Here is a 15918-nt window from a genome sequence, read left to right as displayed (position 1 = left end):
TCAGACGCCCAGCGGATACGGCTTCTCCGGATCGATGCCGTACTTGTGCAGCGCCTGCTGCACAACCGCACCGTCCAACGCGCCCTCATCGGCAAGCGCCTTCAGCGCGGTCAGTGTGATCCAGTACCGGTCCACCTCGAAGAAGTGCCTGAGTTGTTCGCGCGTGTCTGAGCGGCCATAGCCGTCGGTGCCCAGCACAGCGTACCGACGCGGCACGAACGGACGGATCTGGTCGGCCAGCACGCGGACATAGTCGGTGGCTGCAATCACCGGGCCCTTCGTCGGAGCCAGGCATTGCTCCACGTGCGAACGCCTTGGGGCCGTGCCCGGATGCAGCAGATTCCATCTCGCCACCGCATTGCCTTCGCGCGCCAGTTCGGTAAAGCCCGGGCAACCCCAGAGATCGGCCTGCACGTCCCAGTCCTGTTCGAGCAGCTCCGCCGCCGCAATGACCTCGCGGAAGATTGTGCCGGCTCCGAGCAGTTGCACGCGGGGCCCGTCTTCGCGGTCGTCCTTGCCGCGCCGGAACAGGTACATTCCTTTCAGGATGTCTGCTTCCGCGCCTTCCGGCATGGCCGGATGCTCGTAGTTCTCGTTCATCACGGTGATGTAGTAATACACATCCTCCTGCTCCTGCACCATCCGGCGCAGGCCGTCCTGGATGATGACCGCCAGTTCGTAGGCGAAGGTCGGGTCGTAGCTGACGCAGTTGGGAATGGTGCCACCCCACACCAGGCTGTGCCCGTCCTCGTGCTGCAGGCCTTCGCCGTTGAGCGTGGTCCGGCCCGCCGTGCCGCCCAGCAAGAACCCCCGCGCACGCTGGTCGCCGGCGGCCCACGCCAGGTCACCGAAGCGCTGGAAGCCAAAGATGGAATAGAAGATGAAGAACGGGATCATCGGCTCGCCATGCGTCGAGTATGACGTGGCGGCGGCGATCCAGTCCGCCATGGCGCCGGCCTCGTTGATGCCTTCCTGCAGGATCTGCCCGTCCTTCGATTCCTTGTAGAAACTCAGCTGCGTCGCATCCTGCGGCGTGTAGGTCTGCCCCTGCTGCGACCAGATGCCGATCTGCCGGAACAGGCCTTCCATGCCAAACGTGCGCGATTCGTCGGAGACGATAGGCACGATGCGACGGCCAAGCGCCTTGTCGCGCAGCAGCGTGTTGAGGATCCGCACGAAGCTCATCGCGGTGGAGAACTCGCGTCCCTCGCCGCTGGCCTTGAGCTGCGCATCGAAGGCCGACAGCGCCGGTACCGGCAACGACGGCCCTCGCCTGCGCCGCGCCGGCAGATAGCCGCCCAGCGCCTTGCGCCGCTCGTGCAGGTAGGTATGCTCGCGCGAGCCCTCCTCAAAGCTGAGATACGGCAGCTCGTCCAGTTGCTGGTCGGACAACGGCAGCTTGAAGCGGTCGCGGAAATGCATGAGCGCTTCCACCCGCATGCTCTTCTGCTGGTGCGTGATGTTCTGCGCCTCGCCGGCTTCGCCCATGCCGTAGCCCTTTATCGTCTTAGCCAGGATCACGGTCGGCTGGCCCTGGTGCGTCGCGGCTGCGTGGTACGCGGCATAGACTTTGTGCGGATCGTGGCCACCGCGGTTGAGCGCCCAGATATCGTCGTCCGACCAGTCTGCCACCAGTGCCTTCAGCTCCGGCGTGTTGAAGAAATGCTCGCGCACGTAAGCGCCATCCTTCGCCTTGAAGGTCTGGTAATCGCCGTCGACGCATTCCATCATCCGACGTGCCAAGATGCCGGCCTTGTCGCGCGCCAGCAGCGCATCCCATTTACTGCCCCAGACCACCTTGATGACGTTCCAGCCCGCGCCGCGGAACTCGGACTCCAGCTCCTGGATGATCTTGCCGTTGCCCCGCACCGGGCCATCCAAGCGCTGCAGGTTGCAGTTAATGACGAAGATTAGGTTGTCCAGCTTCTCGCGCCCGGCCATGCCCAGCGCGCCGCGGGACTCGGGTTCGTCCATCTCGCCGTCGCCGCAGAACACCCATACCTTGCGGCCGCCATGCTGGCCGAATCCGCGATCCTCTAGGTACTTCATGAAGCGGGCCTGGTAGATGCCCATGATCGGCGCCAGCCCCATCGAGACCGTGGGGAACTGCCAGAAGTCCGGCATCAGCCATGGGTGCGGATACGACGAGATGCCCTTGCCGCCCACCTCCTGGCGGAAGTTGTCCATCTGCTCCGTGGTGAGCCTGCCCTCCAAGAAGGCCCGTGCATAGAAGCCAGGCGACGAGTGCCCCTGGAAGAAGACCAGGTCGCCACCACGCTGTTCGGACGAGGCACGCCAGAAGTGGTTGAAGCCGACCTCATACAGCGTCGCCGCCGAGGCAAAGCTGGCGATATGGCCGCCGACATTGGTATCGCGCGCAGCCCGCAGGACGAGCGCGATCGCGTTCCAGCGAATGTAGGAGCGGATGCGGTGCTCCAGGTCCTGGTCGCCGGGGCTGCGCGCCTGTGCATCGAGCGGAATGGTGTTGACGTAGGCCGTGTTGGCGCTGAACGGCAGGTAGATGCCAACGTGGTGCGCATGCTCGATCAGCTGTCCGATGAGGTAGTGCGCACGCCCGGCGCCTTCATAGGCAATGACCGAGTCGAGCGCGTCCAGCCATTCCGTAGTTTCCTGTGCGTCGATATCGTCGTTGCGGGAATTGGGCAGTGCTTGCGCCATTGTTGAACTCCTGTGAGGCAAGGATTGGCCGAAGTGCCCGGGCGGCCATGTTTTTCGGGCCAACCGGGTGGGGCATCAAGGCTAGCACTGGCTGCCTGTCACGGTAAGGCAAGGATCGGCGAACGCGGTGTTTCCCCCTGGGAAACACTGGCAAGCCGAGCCCTGGCTCAGCCCGGTCCGCTCGGATCCGTTAAGTCGAACACCCAGAGCTCACGCTGCCTGCACGCCTGCTGGCAATCGCGAATCTGCCAGGCGTGGCGCAGGGCCTGTCAGAAGCGGTAGCGCACGTAGCCCATGCTGAAGTTTGTCCCCGGGTTGGGTTCCTTGATGCTGGCATTGGACAGATGCTGGAAGCGGTAGCCCACTGAAAAGCGCCGCCCTTTGCCGAACGCAACGCCCACACCGACCATATCTGCAAACTGGAATGCCGAGCCCATGCGGTGCCCGTCGGCGATCTCCGTGTGGCTCAGTACGCGAAAGCCCACTGACGCTTCGAGATACGGCGAGGCATATTCGCCGTCATAGTTCAGCCGGAAGATCGGCGACACCCCGAACTCCATCAGCTGGCTGGATGGCTCGCGCGACAGGGCTCGCCAGTTGGCGATATTCACCTCGCCGTCGAGGGCGAGCGAGAAGCGGCTGGACAACTGCCATTGCACGATGTCCTCCCAGTGCCCGGCGACTTCGTACTTCTCAACGCCGTGACCGTTGTCACGACCGTATCCGGCCTGCATGGAGAATGTTGCCGCGCCGGCCGCGACAGGCAGCATTGCGAGGCACGCCGCAAGGGGAAATGCGGCTGCAGCCTGCAAAAGACCGCGTCGTTTCGTTTGCTTGTTTACTGGCATTTCCTTCTCTCGGCAGCGGTGTCCGCACGACGTTCCGACGCCACCATGGCTTCTCGGTTCACGGCGAACGAGGATAGCAGCGGCACAGTTATGCGGTAGCCCGCCCGGGGCGAACACTGCGTTCCAGCGCGAGAACAATGCCCAAATGCAAATCGCCCGCAAGACAAGCGTGCCTTGCGAGCGATTGGCGGATTTGTGGGTTCTGCTTGTTTGCCGGCCGGCTGCGCGCGAATGCCTCAGGTAGCCAGCTCGGTTGCCACCGCCGGCTTGCGTGCCGTGGCCGGCTTCGTCTTCTGCTGCTCCAGGTATTTCAGCACCAGGTCCGTGGTGGCCTGGAAATGCCCTCCCAGCAACCGGCATGCTTCCCGCGCGTTGCGGGCAACGATAGCGTTGACAATGGCCTCGTGCTCCGCAGCCACGTCGCGCGTGCGGGCCGCCTTGGGCACCGCGAGCGAGAGGAAACGATATCGCGCGGTCTGGTCGCGCAACACGATCGAGAACCGCCGCAGCCACGCCGAGCGGCAGCCGGACACCAGCACCTCATGAAACGCGGCGTGCGCTTCTTCCCATTCAGGGTTGAGGGACCCGTCCTTGCCGCGCAGCACCATCGGAATGCGTGTCAGCCGGTGATGAGCGGCGACCACCTCCGCCTCCCAGCCGATATCGCCTGCCTCGATCGCGTCGCGCAGGGCGCTGGTGTCGATCTGCTGCCGCACGCGCGTGATGTCGAGCAACTCGTCTGCGGACAGCGGCGCCACGCGAAAGCCCTTCTGGTCGATCGCCAGCACGAAGCCCGTCGTGCACAGCCGCGACAACGCTTCGCGCAGCGGGATGACACCCGCCTGATAGCGCTCAGCCAGTTCCTTCAGGCGCAGCTTGCTGCCGGCCGGCAGCTTGCCGTTGATAATGTCTTCGCGAACGCTCTGTTCGAGGACGGAAGCCCAGGTGCGCCCGCCCAGGTCCGGTGCCTCCGGAGAAGAGATGGCGGCCTCGCCCGCTACGGTCGTGGCTGACTTGGTTCTCGGCACGGTACGGCCTCGCTGGATGATAAATAGTAGCCACTATTATATATTTTGCGAGGCCCACTGCAGGAACTACGCGGCCTGGCGGCGGCCGGCTTGGTCGGGCCGGCCGAGTATGTCCCGGATCGCATGTTCCAGCGCCTGCGCCGCATGCGCATCGATATTCTCCCGCCGCCAGCCGACAAATCGATCCGGCCGCACCAGGATCGCGCCGGAATCCGAGATGCTGCGCAGTTCGCTCCAGGTGCCATAGACGTCGTGTGCATCGCAGTTCGGCCCCCCGATGCTGACGACTTCGATGTCGATATCGAGCGCGGCTGACACGTCTGCGGCAATGCGACGCCAGCCAGCGCCACCGACACCGGTAAGCAACGTAAAGCGACCGTGCCCCACCAGGTCCAGGGTGGAGACCCGCTCCTTGCTAAGCTCCAGCCATGCGTGAGGAACGACACCACCTGGCGAAGTGCTCGGGTGATAGTAGAGATCCGGGTCCCGCGTGTAGGGATCCCGGGGCCGGCCATCGGACACCACGGCATCCGAAGCATAGACCTGCCCCATTTCCACGCCGTGGCAGTTGAACTGGTAATTCTGCAGCCTGACCGCCTCCTCCAAGGCACGGCGCCGCTCGCGGCCCCGCTCAGTATCGCCGAAGAGTTCGTCAACGTTCTGCCAGCCCTGCGCTTCACTCTGGCCAGGCTCAAACCCGAGCGCCTTGGCAATCGGCAGCATGTTGCGGACCGACTGCATCGCCCGGTCAACCACGCGTCGCGCCACCGGCTGGCGCTCGGCCGAGTAGGTGTCGAGCAGGCTGTCGTCAGCGTTTCCGCGGATTACATGCGCAAGCTTCCAGGCCAGGTTGAACGCGTCCTGGATCGACGTATTGGTGCCGAGCCCGTTGGCGGGCGGATGCCGGTGGGCAGCGTCTCCGGCGATGAACACGCGGCCCTTGCGCATGTCCTTCGCCGCGACATGATTGATCTGCCATTTGCTGACCGCCTTCACCCGGATGGGCAGCGAGTCGTCACCAATGGTTGCCCGCGCGCGTCGGATTACAGCCTCTTCGCTGAGGTCGGGCTCGCCCCGTGCCGGGTCGTACATGAAGAGCAGCACCCATTCATTCCACGGCCGCACGCAGATGTACGTACCGCTACCCACCCAGTAGTCGTTGCCCGGCTGGGTCATCCAGTACAGTACGCCAGGACGATGCTCGCAGAATTTGGCAAGATCCACCTCTAGCCAGCAGTTGACCGCTGCCCCGAGCCCCATCTGGCCTTCCATCTCGAAGCCGCACTGCGGCACCACCGTGCTGGCGCCACCGTCCGCGCCCACAACATAGCGCGCCTTTACCTGCGTGATTTCGCCCGTGATGCGGTCCGTCAGCAGGGCCATGATCTCATCCGCGGTCTGCGAGATTTGCGTCAGTTCGGTGTTGAAGAGGAATTCCGCGCCGCGCTCGCGGGCGCAATCCAGCAGCACCGGCTCCAGCAGATGCTGCGGCGCGTTGCACATCGGCGACGGGCTGGCCGTCGCATAGTCGGCCTTGCGCTGCTCAGAACTGCCCCACGTCTGCAGCCGCGCGATTTCCGTGCCGGCAAAGCTGGTGGCCCACACATTGTTGCTCATCAGCGCGTTCGGTGTCGCCAGCGCCAGCACGCGGTCCTCAATGCCCAGATCGCGGAACACCTCCATGGTGCGCTGGTTGGTGATGTGGGCGCGCGGCGAATTGGCAGTGCCCTGGTACTTGGTGATGGTCAGAGTACGCACGCCGTAGGTTGCCAGCAGCGCAGTTGTGGTCAGGCCTGCGGGCCCGGCGCCCACCACGAGGACGGGTACTTCGATGGTCTTCATGCTCTGTCTCCTCGAATGGCAGAGATGCGGCCTTATCTGGCTTGCGGTGCGGATTCGTCGAAGATCGGGTTCGACAGCGTGCCGATGCCTTCGATCGATACCTCGCACACGTCGCCATGGCGCATCAGCAGCTGCGGCTTGCGCGCCCAGCCGATGCCCGACGGCGTGCCGGCCACGATGACGTCCCCCGGCTCGAGCGTGATCGCCTCGCTGATGATCGCGATCAGAGAAGCCACGTCGTACAACATGTCCGAGGTACTGGCCGACTGCACCATCTGGCCGTTGAGCCTTGTTTCCAATTGCAGGCCCGCCGCGCCTGGCGGCAGCTCGTCGGCGGTGACCACAAACGGGCCGAACCCGCCGGTGGCATCGAAGTTCTTGCCCACCGTCCATTGCGGCGACTTGAACTGGTATTCGCGCACCGAACCATCATTGAAGATCGAGTAGCCGAACACGTGGCCCAGCGCTTCCTCTCTGGCAATATGCCTGCCGCCCTTGCCGATGATTACGGCCAGCTCGCCTTCGTAGTCGAGCGAGTCGCTAACCAGCGGCCGCACGATCGCGCCATTGTGGCCCACCAGGCTGGTCGCCACGCGCAAGAACAGTGTCGGATAGTCCGGCTGCTCGTAAGGCGATTCCTTGGTGTGGTCGGCATAGTTCAGCCCCACGCACAGAATCTTGGGCGGACGGCCCACGGGCGGCAGCCATGTCAGGCTGTCAGCGTCGGCCACCGGCGTGGCCTGTGCGTACAGGGCACGCCAACGCTCGCTGTCCGTGCCAACGGCAACCAGCGCGCAGACATCGTTGCCCGCCGCTTCAGGCAGGGCCAGTACACCATCTGCAGACACCACGCCAACGCGCGCACGGCCATCCAGCAAAAAGGTTGCAAGTTTCATGCTTCAAGCTCCGGGGAATGATCGCAGCCCGTCGGCCTACGATATAAAGATCAACTGAAAATATATTTTCAGAAAGGAAATGCAAAACGCCGCTGCGCGCCAGCGCCTCAGGCTTCCGTATTACGGATGAAGTAGTCGGGCACGTCGGGCCCCCACTGGTAGAGGGAGTCCTCCGGCGCAAAGTCGCCTGTGGGCCAGTCGTGGCCCGCGGGGATGTAATCGATATCCGCCGAGAACTCGCAGAACGAGCCCCAGGGATCCAGCACATAGAAAAAGTAGTTCGAACCCAGTACGTGGCGCCCGGTGCCCCAGCCACGGGTGTAGCCAGCATTGGCCATCTGGGCCGCGCCCTGCCCCACCTCGTTTACGCTGGCCACGTCCCAGGCGGCATGGTGCCAGCCCTTGGCGGAACTCTTCACCAATGCCAGCAAGTGATGATCGCAGCCGTGCGGGGCATGGGTGAAGGCGATGATATCGGCCGAGCGGTCAGACAAGCGCAGCCCTAGTGCGTCGCGATAGAACGCAACCAAGTTCGGCACGTTGGGCGAGAACAGCAGCACATGCGAGAGCCGGCGCGGATGTACCTTCTGCACCTGGCTGCGTACCAGGGCGCCGCGCTGCCCGGCTGGCGTGCTTTCCAGCCCGGCCTTGATCTTGGCATCGGGCGACGTCTTCGGGCCGGCCTTGACCTGTACGAGATTGCCGTCGGCATCGAAGAACCAGATGCCTCCGGCCTGTCCATGGGGTGCGTCATTTACGAACGCCGCGCCGGCATCGGCCAGTTGCTGGCGGATGCCCGCCAGGTCTTCGGCATAGCAATTGAAGCTCAGATAGGCCAGTCGCTTGTGCTCGCCTTCATGGAAGCGCGCCCAGCAATGCCCGTCCGTGGCATAGGCTTCGAGCCAGCCCGCGTTGTGGCGTAGCGTCAGCCCAAATGCATCGAGGAAGTGCTCTGCCACGGCCAGGTCCGGCACTTCGAGTGCATAGTGGTCGATCGAGTGGACCGCGTACCTCGGACCGGCTGCAGCGGTGCCTGGCTGTGCTCCGTTCGTATTCATCCTCGTCTCCTGTCGTTCTTATGACTTGCCGCGCGGTGCCTGCCCTACCCTGCACGCACGTCTGGCTTCGGTTTGGAAGCTATACTAGCCAATAAAATATATAAAAACAAGTTTTGCATATCTATGGACATCGGTCGCAGACCGGCGTCCGAATGCCGTAAAGCACGGCAACGGGCGGGGAACGGCCATCCGGCCCAGATGGGTGGGGAGAGTGATGCGACGTGAAAATCACCGGGCCCGCACTTGCATGCGGCCCCGGTACGCGGCGACCAGGCTTCAGCGCCGCTGCGGTTTGAGGTGCATGCCCGTCACGTCAGGCGCAACCAGGCGTGCACCGACATCCCCGGCAACTTCGCCAAATCGGCTGGAGCCGCTGTTCCAGTCATGCGTGGCGGCCTCTATCTCAGCCGCGTTGCGCGCAACGAAGTTCCACCACAACACGATCCCCTCTCCAAACGGGACCCCGCCAATCAGCAGCAATTCGGCCGCCCCATCGCTGCGCACTGCAATCTGCTGTCGTCCGGTACCGAGGTAGAGCAGCGTGTCAGGACCCAGCACCTCGCCCTCAACTACCGCCTCACCGCTCAGCGTGAGCGCCGCGTATTCGAAGGCAGGATCGGCGGGAACAGCCGTGCTGGCGGCCTGCCCGGTCGCCAGGTCCATGCCGACCAGCGGCGAGTGCACGGCCACGGGAGAGGTCTGGCCGAACGCTGTTCCTGCCAGCACAGTGATGTCAAACCCGCCCGACGTCACGCTCGGCAGGTCCGGATAGTTCTGGAATGCCGGTGCCATGTGCCGCCTGTCTTCCGGAAGTGCAATCCAGAGCTGGGCGGCGTGCAAACGGCCGCCGGTGCCTACCGAATGCTCCGCATGGGCAATACCGTTGCCCGCCGTCATCAGGTTGACCTGCCCCGGCCTGACCAGCTGCTCGTAACCGAGGCTGTCGCGGTGCAGCACCTCACCCTCGATCATCCAGGTAAAGGTTTGCAGACCGATGTGTGGATGCGGCCCCACGTTCAGCCCCTGGCCGTCAGGAAATTCGATCGGCCCGGCATGGTCAAGGAAGCACCACGCGCCAACCATGCGCCGCTGCCGGTTGGGCAAGGCACGGTGGATGACCAGGCCTTCGCCGACCTCCGCCGGGCGCGTCGGGATACGCTCCAAGACCGGCTTACCGGGGCAAGGCGCACAGTCGCTCGACAGCGAAGCCGTGGCTTCCGCCATGGTGTTGCTCATGATGTACTCCTTGCCGCTGACGACGGCGCGCTGGTGGGGAGGCGGACCAGATTACCGGGTGGCCGGCGCAGCCGGTAGCGATGCGACACCGAACACCATGTTTCCTCCGACCGAACGCCCGCCGAGGGTTTCCTGAACTATGATCACGCCGTCGCAGCAACAGAAAAACATACTTCACCCATCGTGTCCATGCGGCGCAATTTCAACGCGCGTCCCTTGCGCAACGCCCTCGGGCGCATCATCCGCACGCGACCGTGACCGCCGCAGCCAAGTCCATTGCGCCCGTCCGCACGTGGCTTGCCGACGCGGCCAGCGCCTGGTGGCAAGCCGATCGCGGGCGCTTGGTCCATGCCTCGAAGACCGTCGCCGCGGTGCTGCTTGCCACGTGGCTGTCGATGCGGCTCGAGCTTGCCTCGCCGCGCACGGCGATGGTCTCGGTGGTCATTCTGATGATGCACCAGCACAGCGGCATGGTACTGGCCAGAGGCTTCTATCGCGCCCTCGGCATGCTGGTGGGCAGCTTCGCCGCGCTGTTGCTGTTCTTTGTATTTCCGCAAGAGCGCGTGCTGTTCCTGCTTGGCCTGTCGATGTGGATCGGCCTTTGCGTGTGCGGCGCGACGTACTACCGGAACTACCAATCGTATGGCTTCGTCCTGTCAGGCTATGCAACCTGCATCGCCGCGGTGCCGTCCATCGCCAACCCCTATGCCATCTTCGAAAACGTCGTCGTCAGCCTGAGCGAGGTCTCGGTCGGCATAGCCTGCGCGGGCCTGGTGAGCGGCCTGGTCTTCCCGCAGCGCGTGGCGGCCATGCTGCTGGCGGCCGGGCAGCAGCACATCGCCACCTTCACCGGCTTTATCCGCGACGCCCTCCAAGGCAGGCAGACCGCGGCCGGGCTGGGCGCGCTGCACCTGCGCCTGGCCGGCGAACGCGCGCAGCTGGAAAGCCTGCGCAGCGCCGTGGTATTCGAGGACCCGGAAATGCGTGCCAACAACGCGCTGATGATCCGGCTCAACCATGATTTCCTCGATGCGCTGGCCCGCTTCCACACCATCCACCAGCTCAGGGCGCGCATGGCAAAGGCGGTCGATCACCGCGCGGGCGATGCGCTGGACGCTCTGTTCGGGCGCCTTGCCGCCGTGCTACCCCCAACGGCCGGACGCACGCGGCTTGAACTGGCGGAGATCGGCACGCTGCATGACAACCTCCTGGGCCTGAACGCCGCGCTGCCATCGCACATCGCCGCGGCCAGCGCTACCTTGTCCGACGCGCCGCCGCTGTCCACCGACCGCTTTGCGGCCGGCGCGTCGGCGTTGCGAGATGCGGTGGCCGACCTGCTGTCATATACGGGCAACTTCCTCGCGCTGCGCTCGCCTGGCGTCGCGTCAGCGCCGCGACCGCGCGCGCAGGCCCGCCGGCGCGCCAACCCGGCCAACCGGGCCTTCGCGCTTGCCTCGGGCGTGCGCGCCACCGCCGCGGTGCTGGCCAGCGCGTGGCTGTGGATCGTGTCGGGCTGGGCCGGAGGCAGCTCTGGCGTCATTGCCGCCACCATCGCCATCGCGCTGTATTCGATCATGCCCCAGCCCACCGCCATTGCGCGGCAGATGCTGATCGGCTGCGCGCTCGCGTGGCTCGCGGGCCTGTTCTTCAACTTCTTCCTGCTGCCGCATCTCGACGGATTCCTCCTACTGGCGGTAGCGCTGGCACCGTTCATCGCCCTGGGCAGCTACGTGGGGACCTTCCCGCCAAGGGCGGCGATCGGCCTGGGCTTCGGCATCTACTTCTGCTTTCTCGGTAACCTGAGCAATCCGATGGTCTTCAACCCCGCCGGCTATCTCGACTCGGGCATCGCCACCCTGCTGGGCATTGCCATCGCTTCGCTCGCCTTCGCCACGATCGTGCCGCAGGGCGGCCACTGGCTGGCCGAGCAATACCTGAAGCAGTTGCGCACAATGGTGGCGACTGACATCTGCCGTGCCCCCCTTGGGGGCCTACGGCTGCACTTTGAGACCCATATCCGGGATTTCATCCAGTTTGCCGGCTCGCGGCCGGCGGCAGGCCGGGCGGGCCAGGCCGAACTGCTGGGCTGGGCGTTCGCCGCGCTGGAAATCGGCCTCGGTATGATCGCCCTGCGCGAGGCCACGGCACAGGGCAGCCGTCCCGCCGCGTGGGAAAGCCGGCAGGAGAACCTGCTCGCGGCCATCTCCGCGCTGTTCCTGGCGCCTTCGCCTCGAGGGTTCGAACGCGCGCTGCAAGCCATGGAAGACGCCATCGGCTGGACCGTCGACCACGCATCCCGGCCGGCCGCCGAGGCACGGGCCATCCTGCACACCATGCGGCTGTCGCTGCTTGACGATGCGCTGCCGCTGGTCGTCGCTTCTTCCACCAACGAGACAGGTACACCGGATGCGCCTTGAAGCAATGCCGCAATCCTGCGCCGCCGTGGCAGGCCGGTTCCTGTTGCTGGCCGGCGCCTGCCTCGCCCTTCTGACGGGCTGCGCCAATACGGGCGGCATCGTGCCCGCATCCACGCCGGTGGATGCAGCGACCGTCGATCCCGGTTCGGCGCTGCGCGCCACACAGCAGGACGCGGGCTGGCCACAGCGGGCGTGGTGGACGCGCCTGGGAGACCACAGCCTGGATGCCCTGGTCGCGCACGCGGTAGCCGGATCGCCCGACATGCGCATCGCGCAGGCGCGCAGCGAGCTGGCGCTGTCGCAGGCAAAGATCGCGGGTGCCGCCATCGAACCCAACTTCAATGCGGGCGGTGCCTTCGGGCGCACGCGCTTTCCGCGGCTGGCCACGCCGCAGCCCCTGGGCGGCCACACCACCTGGAACAACCATCTCGCCGTCGACCTTTCCTACGACCTCGACCTCTGGGGGCGCAACCGTGCCGCGCTGCAGGGCGCGCTGGACAACGTGCAGGCAGCGGCGGCGGATGCACGCATGGCGCAACTGAGCCTGGAGACCTCGGTGGTGCGCGCCTACATCGACCTGGCGCTGCAGTATGCATTGCTCGACGTGAGCCAGGCCAACCTAGCGCGGCAAACCCGCATTTACGACATCATCCGCAAGCGGGCCAGCCGTGGTCTGGCAAGCGAACTTGAGCTCAGCCAGACACACACGCCGATCCCCGCCCTGCAGGCACAGGTGCAGCAATCGGAGCGCGCCATCGCGCTCGTGAAGAACCAGCTCGCAGTGCTGAGCGGCGACGGCCCGGGCGCCGGCGATCGCCTGCCGCGCCCGGCCCTGGTGCTGGAAGCGCCGATTGCCGTGCCGGCCTCGCTGCCGGCGGAACTGGTCGGCCACCGCCCGGATGTGGTGGCGCAGCGCTGGCGCGTGGAAGCGGCGGCGCAGGGTATGAAAGTCGCAAAGGCCGACTTCTACCCGAACATCAATCTGGTGGCGAGCATCGGCCTGGCATCTGCGGCGTTCGGCAACTTCTTCACCTTTGTCGACAGGGATGCGATCGGGCACAACGTGGGCGCGGCGATCTCCCTGCCGATCTTCGACGGCGGCCGCCGGCAGGGCAACTATGGCGCCGCAACACGCAACTACGATATCGCGGTCGAGACCTACAACAAAACCGTGCTGGCCGCATTCCAGAGCGTGGCGGACGAGGTCATCTCGCTGCAGTCGCTGACGCAGCAACAGGCCGGCATTCAGGACGCGCTGCGTTCAGCCAGGCAGGCGTACGGGCTGGCCGAGCGTGGGTATCGCAGCGGCTTCACGGACTACCTCAATGTCCTTGCCGCCGACAACGAGTTGCGGCGCCAGCAATTCAGCCTGGCGCTGGTGCAGGCCGCCCGGCTGGATGCGTGGGCGCTCCTGATGCAGGCGCTGGGCGGCGGCTTCGACTCCACCGCCGTCGCGGAGCAGCCGTAATGCGGAGAGGAGCCCGCCATGCCGCGTGAGATTGCACTGTCTTCCATCCTGATGCCGTCGCTGCTGCCGGTGTTCATCGGCTGCCTGCTGCTGTACCTGCTGGTCGACCGGCTGCTGGCGCGTCTTGGGTTCTATCGGCAGGTGTGGCATCCGGCGCTGTTCCGGGTGTCGCTGTTCGTGGCGATGTTCAGCGGCATCGGGCTTGGGCTCTGGCGCTGAGCAGCATGCCTCGCAATGACAGATCAAGAAGCGGATCGAAACATGAAACCGAACGGACCCGCCATCGTGCGTGTGCTGGCCACAGCCTTGCTACTGACAGCCGCTGCCCTGCTTGGCTACAGCCTCTGGCAACACTACATGTATTCGCCCTGGACACGCGACGGCCGCGTGCGGGCCGACGTAGTGAACATCGCCGCCGATGTCTCCGGCCTGGTGTCGCGCGTGCCGGTGCGGGACAACCAGGAAGTGCGCAAGGGCGACCTGCTGTTCGTGATCGACCAGGAGCGCTTCCGGCAGGCGCTGGCGCAGGCCGAGGCGCAAGTGCAGGCACGCAAGGCCGAACTGGACATGCGCCACCGCCAGGCCATGCGGCGCATGAACCTGGACAGCGCCGTTGTCTCATCCGAAAGCCGCGAAGACATCAGCGCCCAGGAGAAGCAGGCCCGGGCCAACTACGACGCCAGCCTGGCTGCGCTGGACACCGCCCGGCTGAACCTGCACAGGAGCGAGGTCTCCGCGCCGGTGGACGGCTATGTGACCAATCTCAACCTGCACGCCGGCGACTACGTGAGCGCGGGCGCGGCGCGCATGGCGCTCATCGACAAGCACTCCTACTGGGTCTACGGGTACTTCGAGGAAACCAAGCTGCCGAACGTGCATGTCGGCGCAAGGGCCGAGGTCCGGCTACTCTCCGGCGGCAAGCCGCTGGAAGGGCACGTGGAAAGCATCGCGCGCGGCATTGCCGACCGTGACAACCCCACCACGGCGAACCTCCTGGCCGACGTGAATCCGGTCTTCACGTGGATCCGGCTGGCGCAACGCATCCCCGTACGGATCCACCTGGATGCACCACCCCGCGACCTGCTGCTGGCAATGGGCACGACTTGCACCGTCACTATCCTGCCGGAGCGGCGATAGCGATCAGTTGGCGATCGGCCTCTCGCCCCTCCGTCAGGTCACCAGCTTCATCCGGTAAAACAACTCCACACTCTCCACCGCATCGCTGCCCTCCTCCTGGAAGCGGCGGATGTGGTCGGTCTGCGTGTGATGCGCCTCCTGCGTGGCGGGACTCTCCCAGTGCTCGACGAAAATGAACCGGCGCGGATCGTCCTGCTGTTCGAACATCTCATAGCGCAGGTTGCCCGCATCACCGCGGGATGGCTCCACCACGGCCCGCAGCTTCTCCCGTAGCTCGGCTTCGCGCCCGGGCTTCGCGTACAGGACCACCAGCACATAAAAGTCATCCATCACGTGTGTCCTCCGCACGGATAGTGTGAGCACAGCCTAGTCAAACGCTACCGTGCACGCAAGGAGAATCCGGCGCCGCGCAGATCGTTCTTTCATAACGAACGGCGTGTTTGGCAGATGACTATCACGCAAGTCCTGATCCTTGGCTTATTCTGCAAAGGCTCAACGCGACAGGCCATCGCTAGCGTTGCCTGCCCCGATGCGCCGCGTAGCAGCAACCCACTATTTGCTCTGGAGAAAACCATGGCCAGCGAAACCATTCGCGATCCCGCAAGCGACCACCTGCTGACTCCGCAGAACTCAGCCTTTGTGATCATTGACTACCAACCGGTTCAGGTGAACTCCATCGCCTCCATGGACCGGCAGTTGCTGATCAATAACATCGTCGGCACGTCCCGTGCTGCCGTTGCTTACAAGCTGCCGATCGTCCACTCCACCGTGAACGTGAAGACCGGGCTGAACAAACCGCCAATTCCGCAACTGCAGAAAGTGCTGGGCGACTTCCCGACCTATGACCGCACCTCGATCAACTCCTGGGAGGACGTCGAATTCCGCGCAGCAGTGGAGGCCACCGGGCGCAAGAAGCTCATCATGACCGCGCTGTGGACTGAGGCCTGCCTGACCTTCCCGGCGCTCGACGCGCTCAAGGAAGGCTATGAGGTCTACGTCGTCGCCGATGCCGTCGGCGGCACCTCCGTCGCAGCACATGAAGCCGCGCTGCGCCGCATCGAACAGGCCGGCGGGAAGATGATCAGCGTTGCGCAACTGTTCTGCGAACTGCAGCGCGACTGGTCGCGTTCGGAAACCGTTCCGGCCTTCATCGACCTGTTCATCCAGACAGGCGGCACTGCCGGCATCCAGTTCTCTTACGACCGCACCTGATGCAGGACGGGCCGGGACAATCTGGCGCACCGGCCCGCCTTTTTTCCGCGCCCGCGCCACTGCGCGGGCGAATCTACCGTTCCCCCTGTTTCAAACC

13 protein-coding genes are annotated in these 15918 nt (G+C 65.0%); 5 read left to right on the top strand and 8 right to left on the bottom strand.

The annotated features are described in order from the left end of the window. The 7 genes from aceE to CNE_RS36870 form a co-directional block, all read right to left on the bottom strand. Window positions 1-2679 (bottom strand): pyruvate dehydrogenase (acetyl-transferring), homodimeric type, encoded by a 2679-nt coding sequence (aceE, locus tag CNE_RS36900; protein WP_013954140.1) that lies wholly within the window; start codon window positions 2677-2679, stop codon window positions 1-3. Window positions 2680-2948: 269 nt separating this feature from the next. Continuing rightward, window positions 2949-3527 carry an acyloxyacyl hydrolase gene (locus tag CNE_RS36895; RefSeq protein ID WP_013954139.1) on the bottom strand — a complete coding sequence of 193 codons (579 nt, stop codon included), beginning with the start codon at window positions 3525-3527 and terminating at the stop codon, window positions 2949-2951. A 236-nt stretch (window positions 3528-3763) separates the two neighbouring features. Then, entirely contained in the window at window positions 3764-4555 is a 792-nt protein-coding gene (locus CNE_RS36890) for a GntR family transcriptional regulator (RefSeq protein WP_013954138.1), read from the bottom strand. A 66-nt stretch (window positions 4556-4621) separates the two neighbouring features. After that, window positions 4622-6397: an FAD-dependent oxidoreductase gene (locus CNE_RS36885; protein ID WP_013954137.1), complete on the bottom strand. Its 1776-nt coding sequence runs from the start codon at window positions 6395-6397 to the stop codon at window positions 4622-4624. Window positions 6398-6429: 32 nt separating this feature from the next. Then, window positions 6430-7293, bottom strand: coding sequence for a fumarylacetoacetate hydrolase family protein (locus tag CNE_RS36880; protein WP_013954136.1), 864 nt, complete (start codon window positions 7291-7293; stop codon window positions 6430-6432). A 107-nt stretch (window positions 7294-7400) separates the two neighbouring features. Then, complete coding sequence (locus CNE_RS36875) at window positions 7401-8351, bottom strand: VOC family protein (RefSeq protein ID WP_013954135.1); 951 nt, start codon at window positions 8349-8351, stop codon at window positions 7401-7403. Window positions 8352-8627: 276 nt separating this feature from the next. Continuing rightward, a complete protein-coding gene (locus tag CNE_RS36870; protein ID WP_013954134.1) occupies window positions 8628-9587 on the bottom strand; it encodes a pirin family protein in 960 nt (319 codons plus the stop codon). Between the two features lie 254 nt (window positions 9588-9841). Between CNE_RS36870 and CNE_RS36865 the strand changes: the two genes are divergently transcribed. From CNE_RS36865 to CNE_RS36850, 4 genes are read left to right on the top strand one after another with little or no spacing between them, the layout of a single operon-like run. Further along, a complete protein-coding gene (locus CNE_RS36865; protein ID WP_013954133.1) occupies window positions 9842-12004 on the top strand; it encodes an FUSC family protein in 2163 nt (720 codons plus the stop codon). Next, window positions 11994-13472, top strand: a complete 1479-nt coding sequence (locus tag CNE_RS36860) for an efflux transporter outer membrane subunit (protein WP_013954132.1) — start codon at window positions 11994-11996, stop codon at window positions 13470-13472. Before CNE_RS36865 ends, CNE_RS36860 begins: the two co-directional genes overlap by 11 nt. Before the next feature lie 18 nt (window positions 13473-13490). Further along, a complete protein-coding gene (locus CNE_RS36855) occupies window positions 13491-13691 on the top strand; it encodes a DUF1656 domain-containing protein (protein WP_013954131.1) in 201 nt (66 codons plus the stop codon). Between the two features lie 42 nt (window positions 13692-13733). Further along, window positions 13734-14609 carry an efflux RND transporter periplasmic adaptor subunit gene (locus CNE_RS36850; RefSeq protein ID WP_049800765.1) on the top strand — a complete coding sequence of 292 codons (876 nt, stop codon included), beginning with the start codon at window positions 13734-13736 and terminating at the stop codon, window positions 14607-14609. 33 nt (window positions 14610-14642) lie between these two features. Here the strand turns inward: CNE_RS36850 and CNE_RS36845 are convergent, their stop codons facing one another. Continuing rightward, window positions 14643-14939 (bottom strand): putative quinol monooxygenase, encoded by a 297-nt coding sequence (locus CNE_RS36845; RefSeq protein ID WP_013954129.1) that lies wholly within the window; start codon window positions 14937-14939, stop codon window positions 14643-14645. 243 nt (window positions 14940-15182) lie between these two features. On the opposite strand from CNE_RS36845, the gene CNE_RS36840 reads away from it, so the two are divergent. Further along, window positions 15183-15821, top strand: a complete 639-nt coding sequence (locus CNE_RS36840) for a hydrolase (protein WP_013954128.1) — start codon at window positions 15183-15185, stop codon at window positions 15819-15821. Window positions 15822-15918: the final 97 nt, after the last annotated feature.

The organism is Cupriavidus necator N-1, from assembly GCF_000219215.1.
Taxonomy (GTDB): Bacteria; Pseudomonadota; Gammaproteobacteria; order Burkholderiales; family Burkholderiaceae; genus Cupriavidus; species Cupriavidus necator.
Note: the sequence above shows the minus strand (reverse complement) of the source record. Positions and strands in the feature narration are given on the sequence as shown.

Coding starts and splice junctions, on each gene's coding strand:
- aceE (WP_013954140.1), bottom strand. CDS start 2,679: ATGGCGCAAGCACTGCCCAATTCCCGCAACGACGATATCGACGCACAG.
- CNE_RS36895 (WP_013954139.1), bottom strand. CDS start 3,527: ATGCCAGTAAACAAGCAAACGAAACGACGCGGTCTTTTGCAGGCTGCA.
- CNE_RS36885 (WP_013954137.1), bottom strand. CDS start 6,397: ATGAAGACCATCGAAGTACCCGTCCTCGTGGTGGGCGCCGGGCCCGCA.
- CNE_RS36880 (WP_013954136.1), bottom strand. CDS start 7,293: ATGAAACTTGCAACCTTTTTGCTGGATGGCCGTGCGCGCGTTGGCGTG.
- CNE_RS36875 (WP_013954135.1), bottom strand. CDS start 8,351: ATGAATACGAACGGAGCACAGCCAGGCACCGCTGCAGCCGGTCCGAGG.
- CNE_RS36870 (WP_013954134.1), bottom strand. CDS start 9,587: ATGAGCAACACCATGGCGGAAGCCACGGCTTCGCTGTCGAGCGACTGT.
- CNE_RS36860 (WP_013954132.1), top strand. CDS start 11,994: ATGCGCCTTGAAGCAATGCCGCAATCCTGCGCCGCCGTGGCAGGCCGG.
- CNE_RS36855 (WP_013954131.1), top strand. CDS start 13,491: ATGCCGCGTGAGATTGCACTGTCTTCCATCCTGATGCCGTCGCTGCTG.
- CNE_RS36850 (WP_049800765.1), top strand. CDS start 13,734: ATGAAACCGAACGGACCCGCCATCGTGCGTGTGCTGGCCACAGCCTTG.
- CNE_RS36845 (WP_013954129.1), bottom strand. CDS start 14,939: ATGGATGACTTTTATGTGCTGGTGGTCCTGTACGCGAAGCCCGGGCGC.
- CNE_RS36840 (WP_013954128.1), top strand. CDS start 15,183: ATGGCCAGCGAAACCATTCGCGATCCCGCAAGCGACCACCTGCTGACT.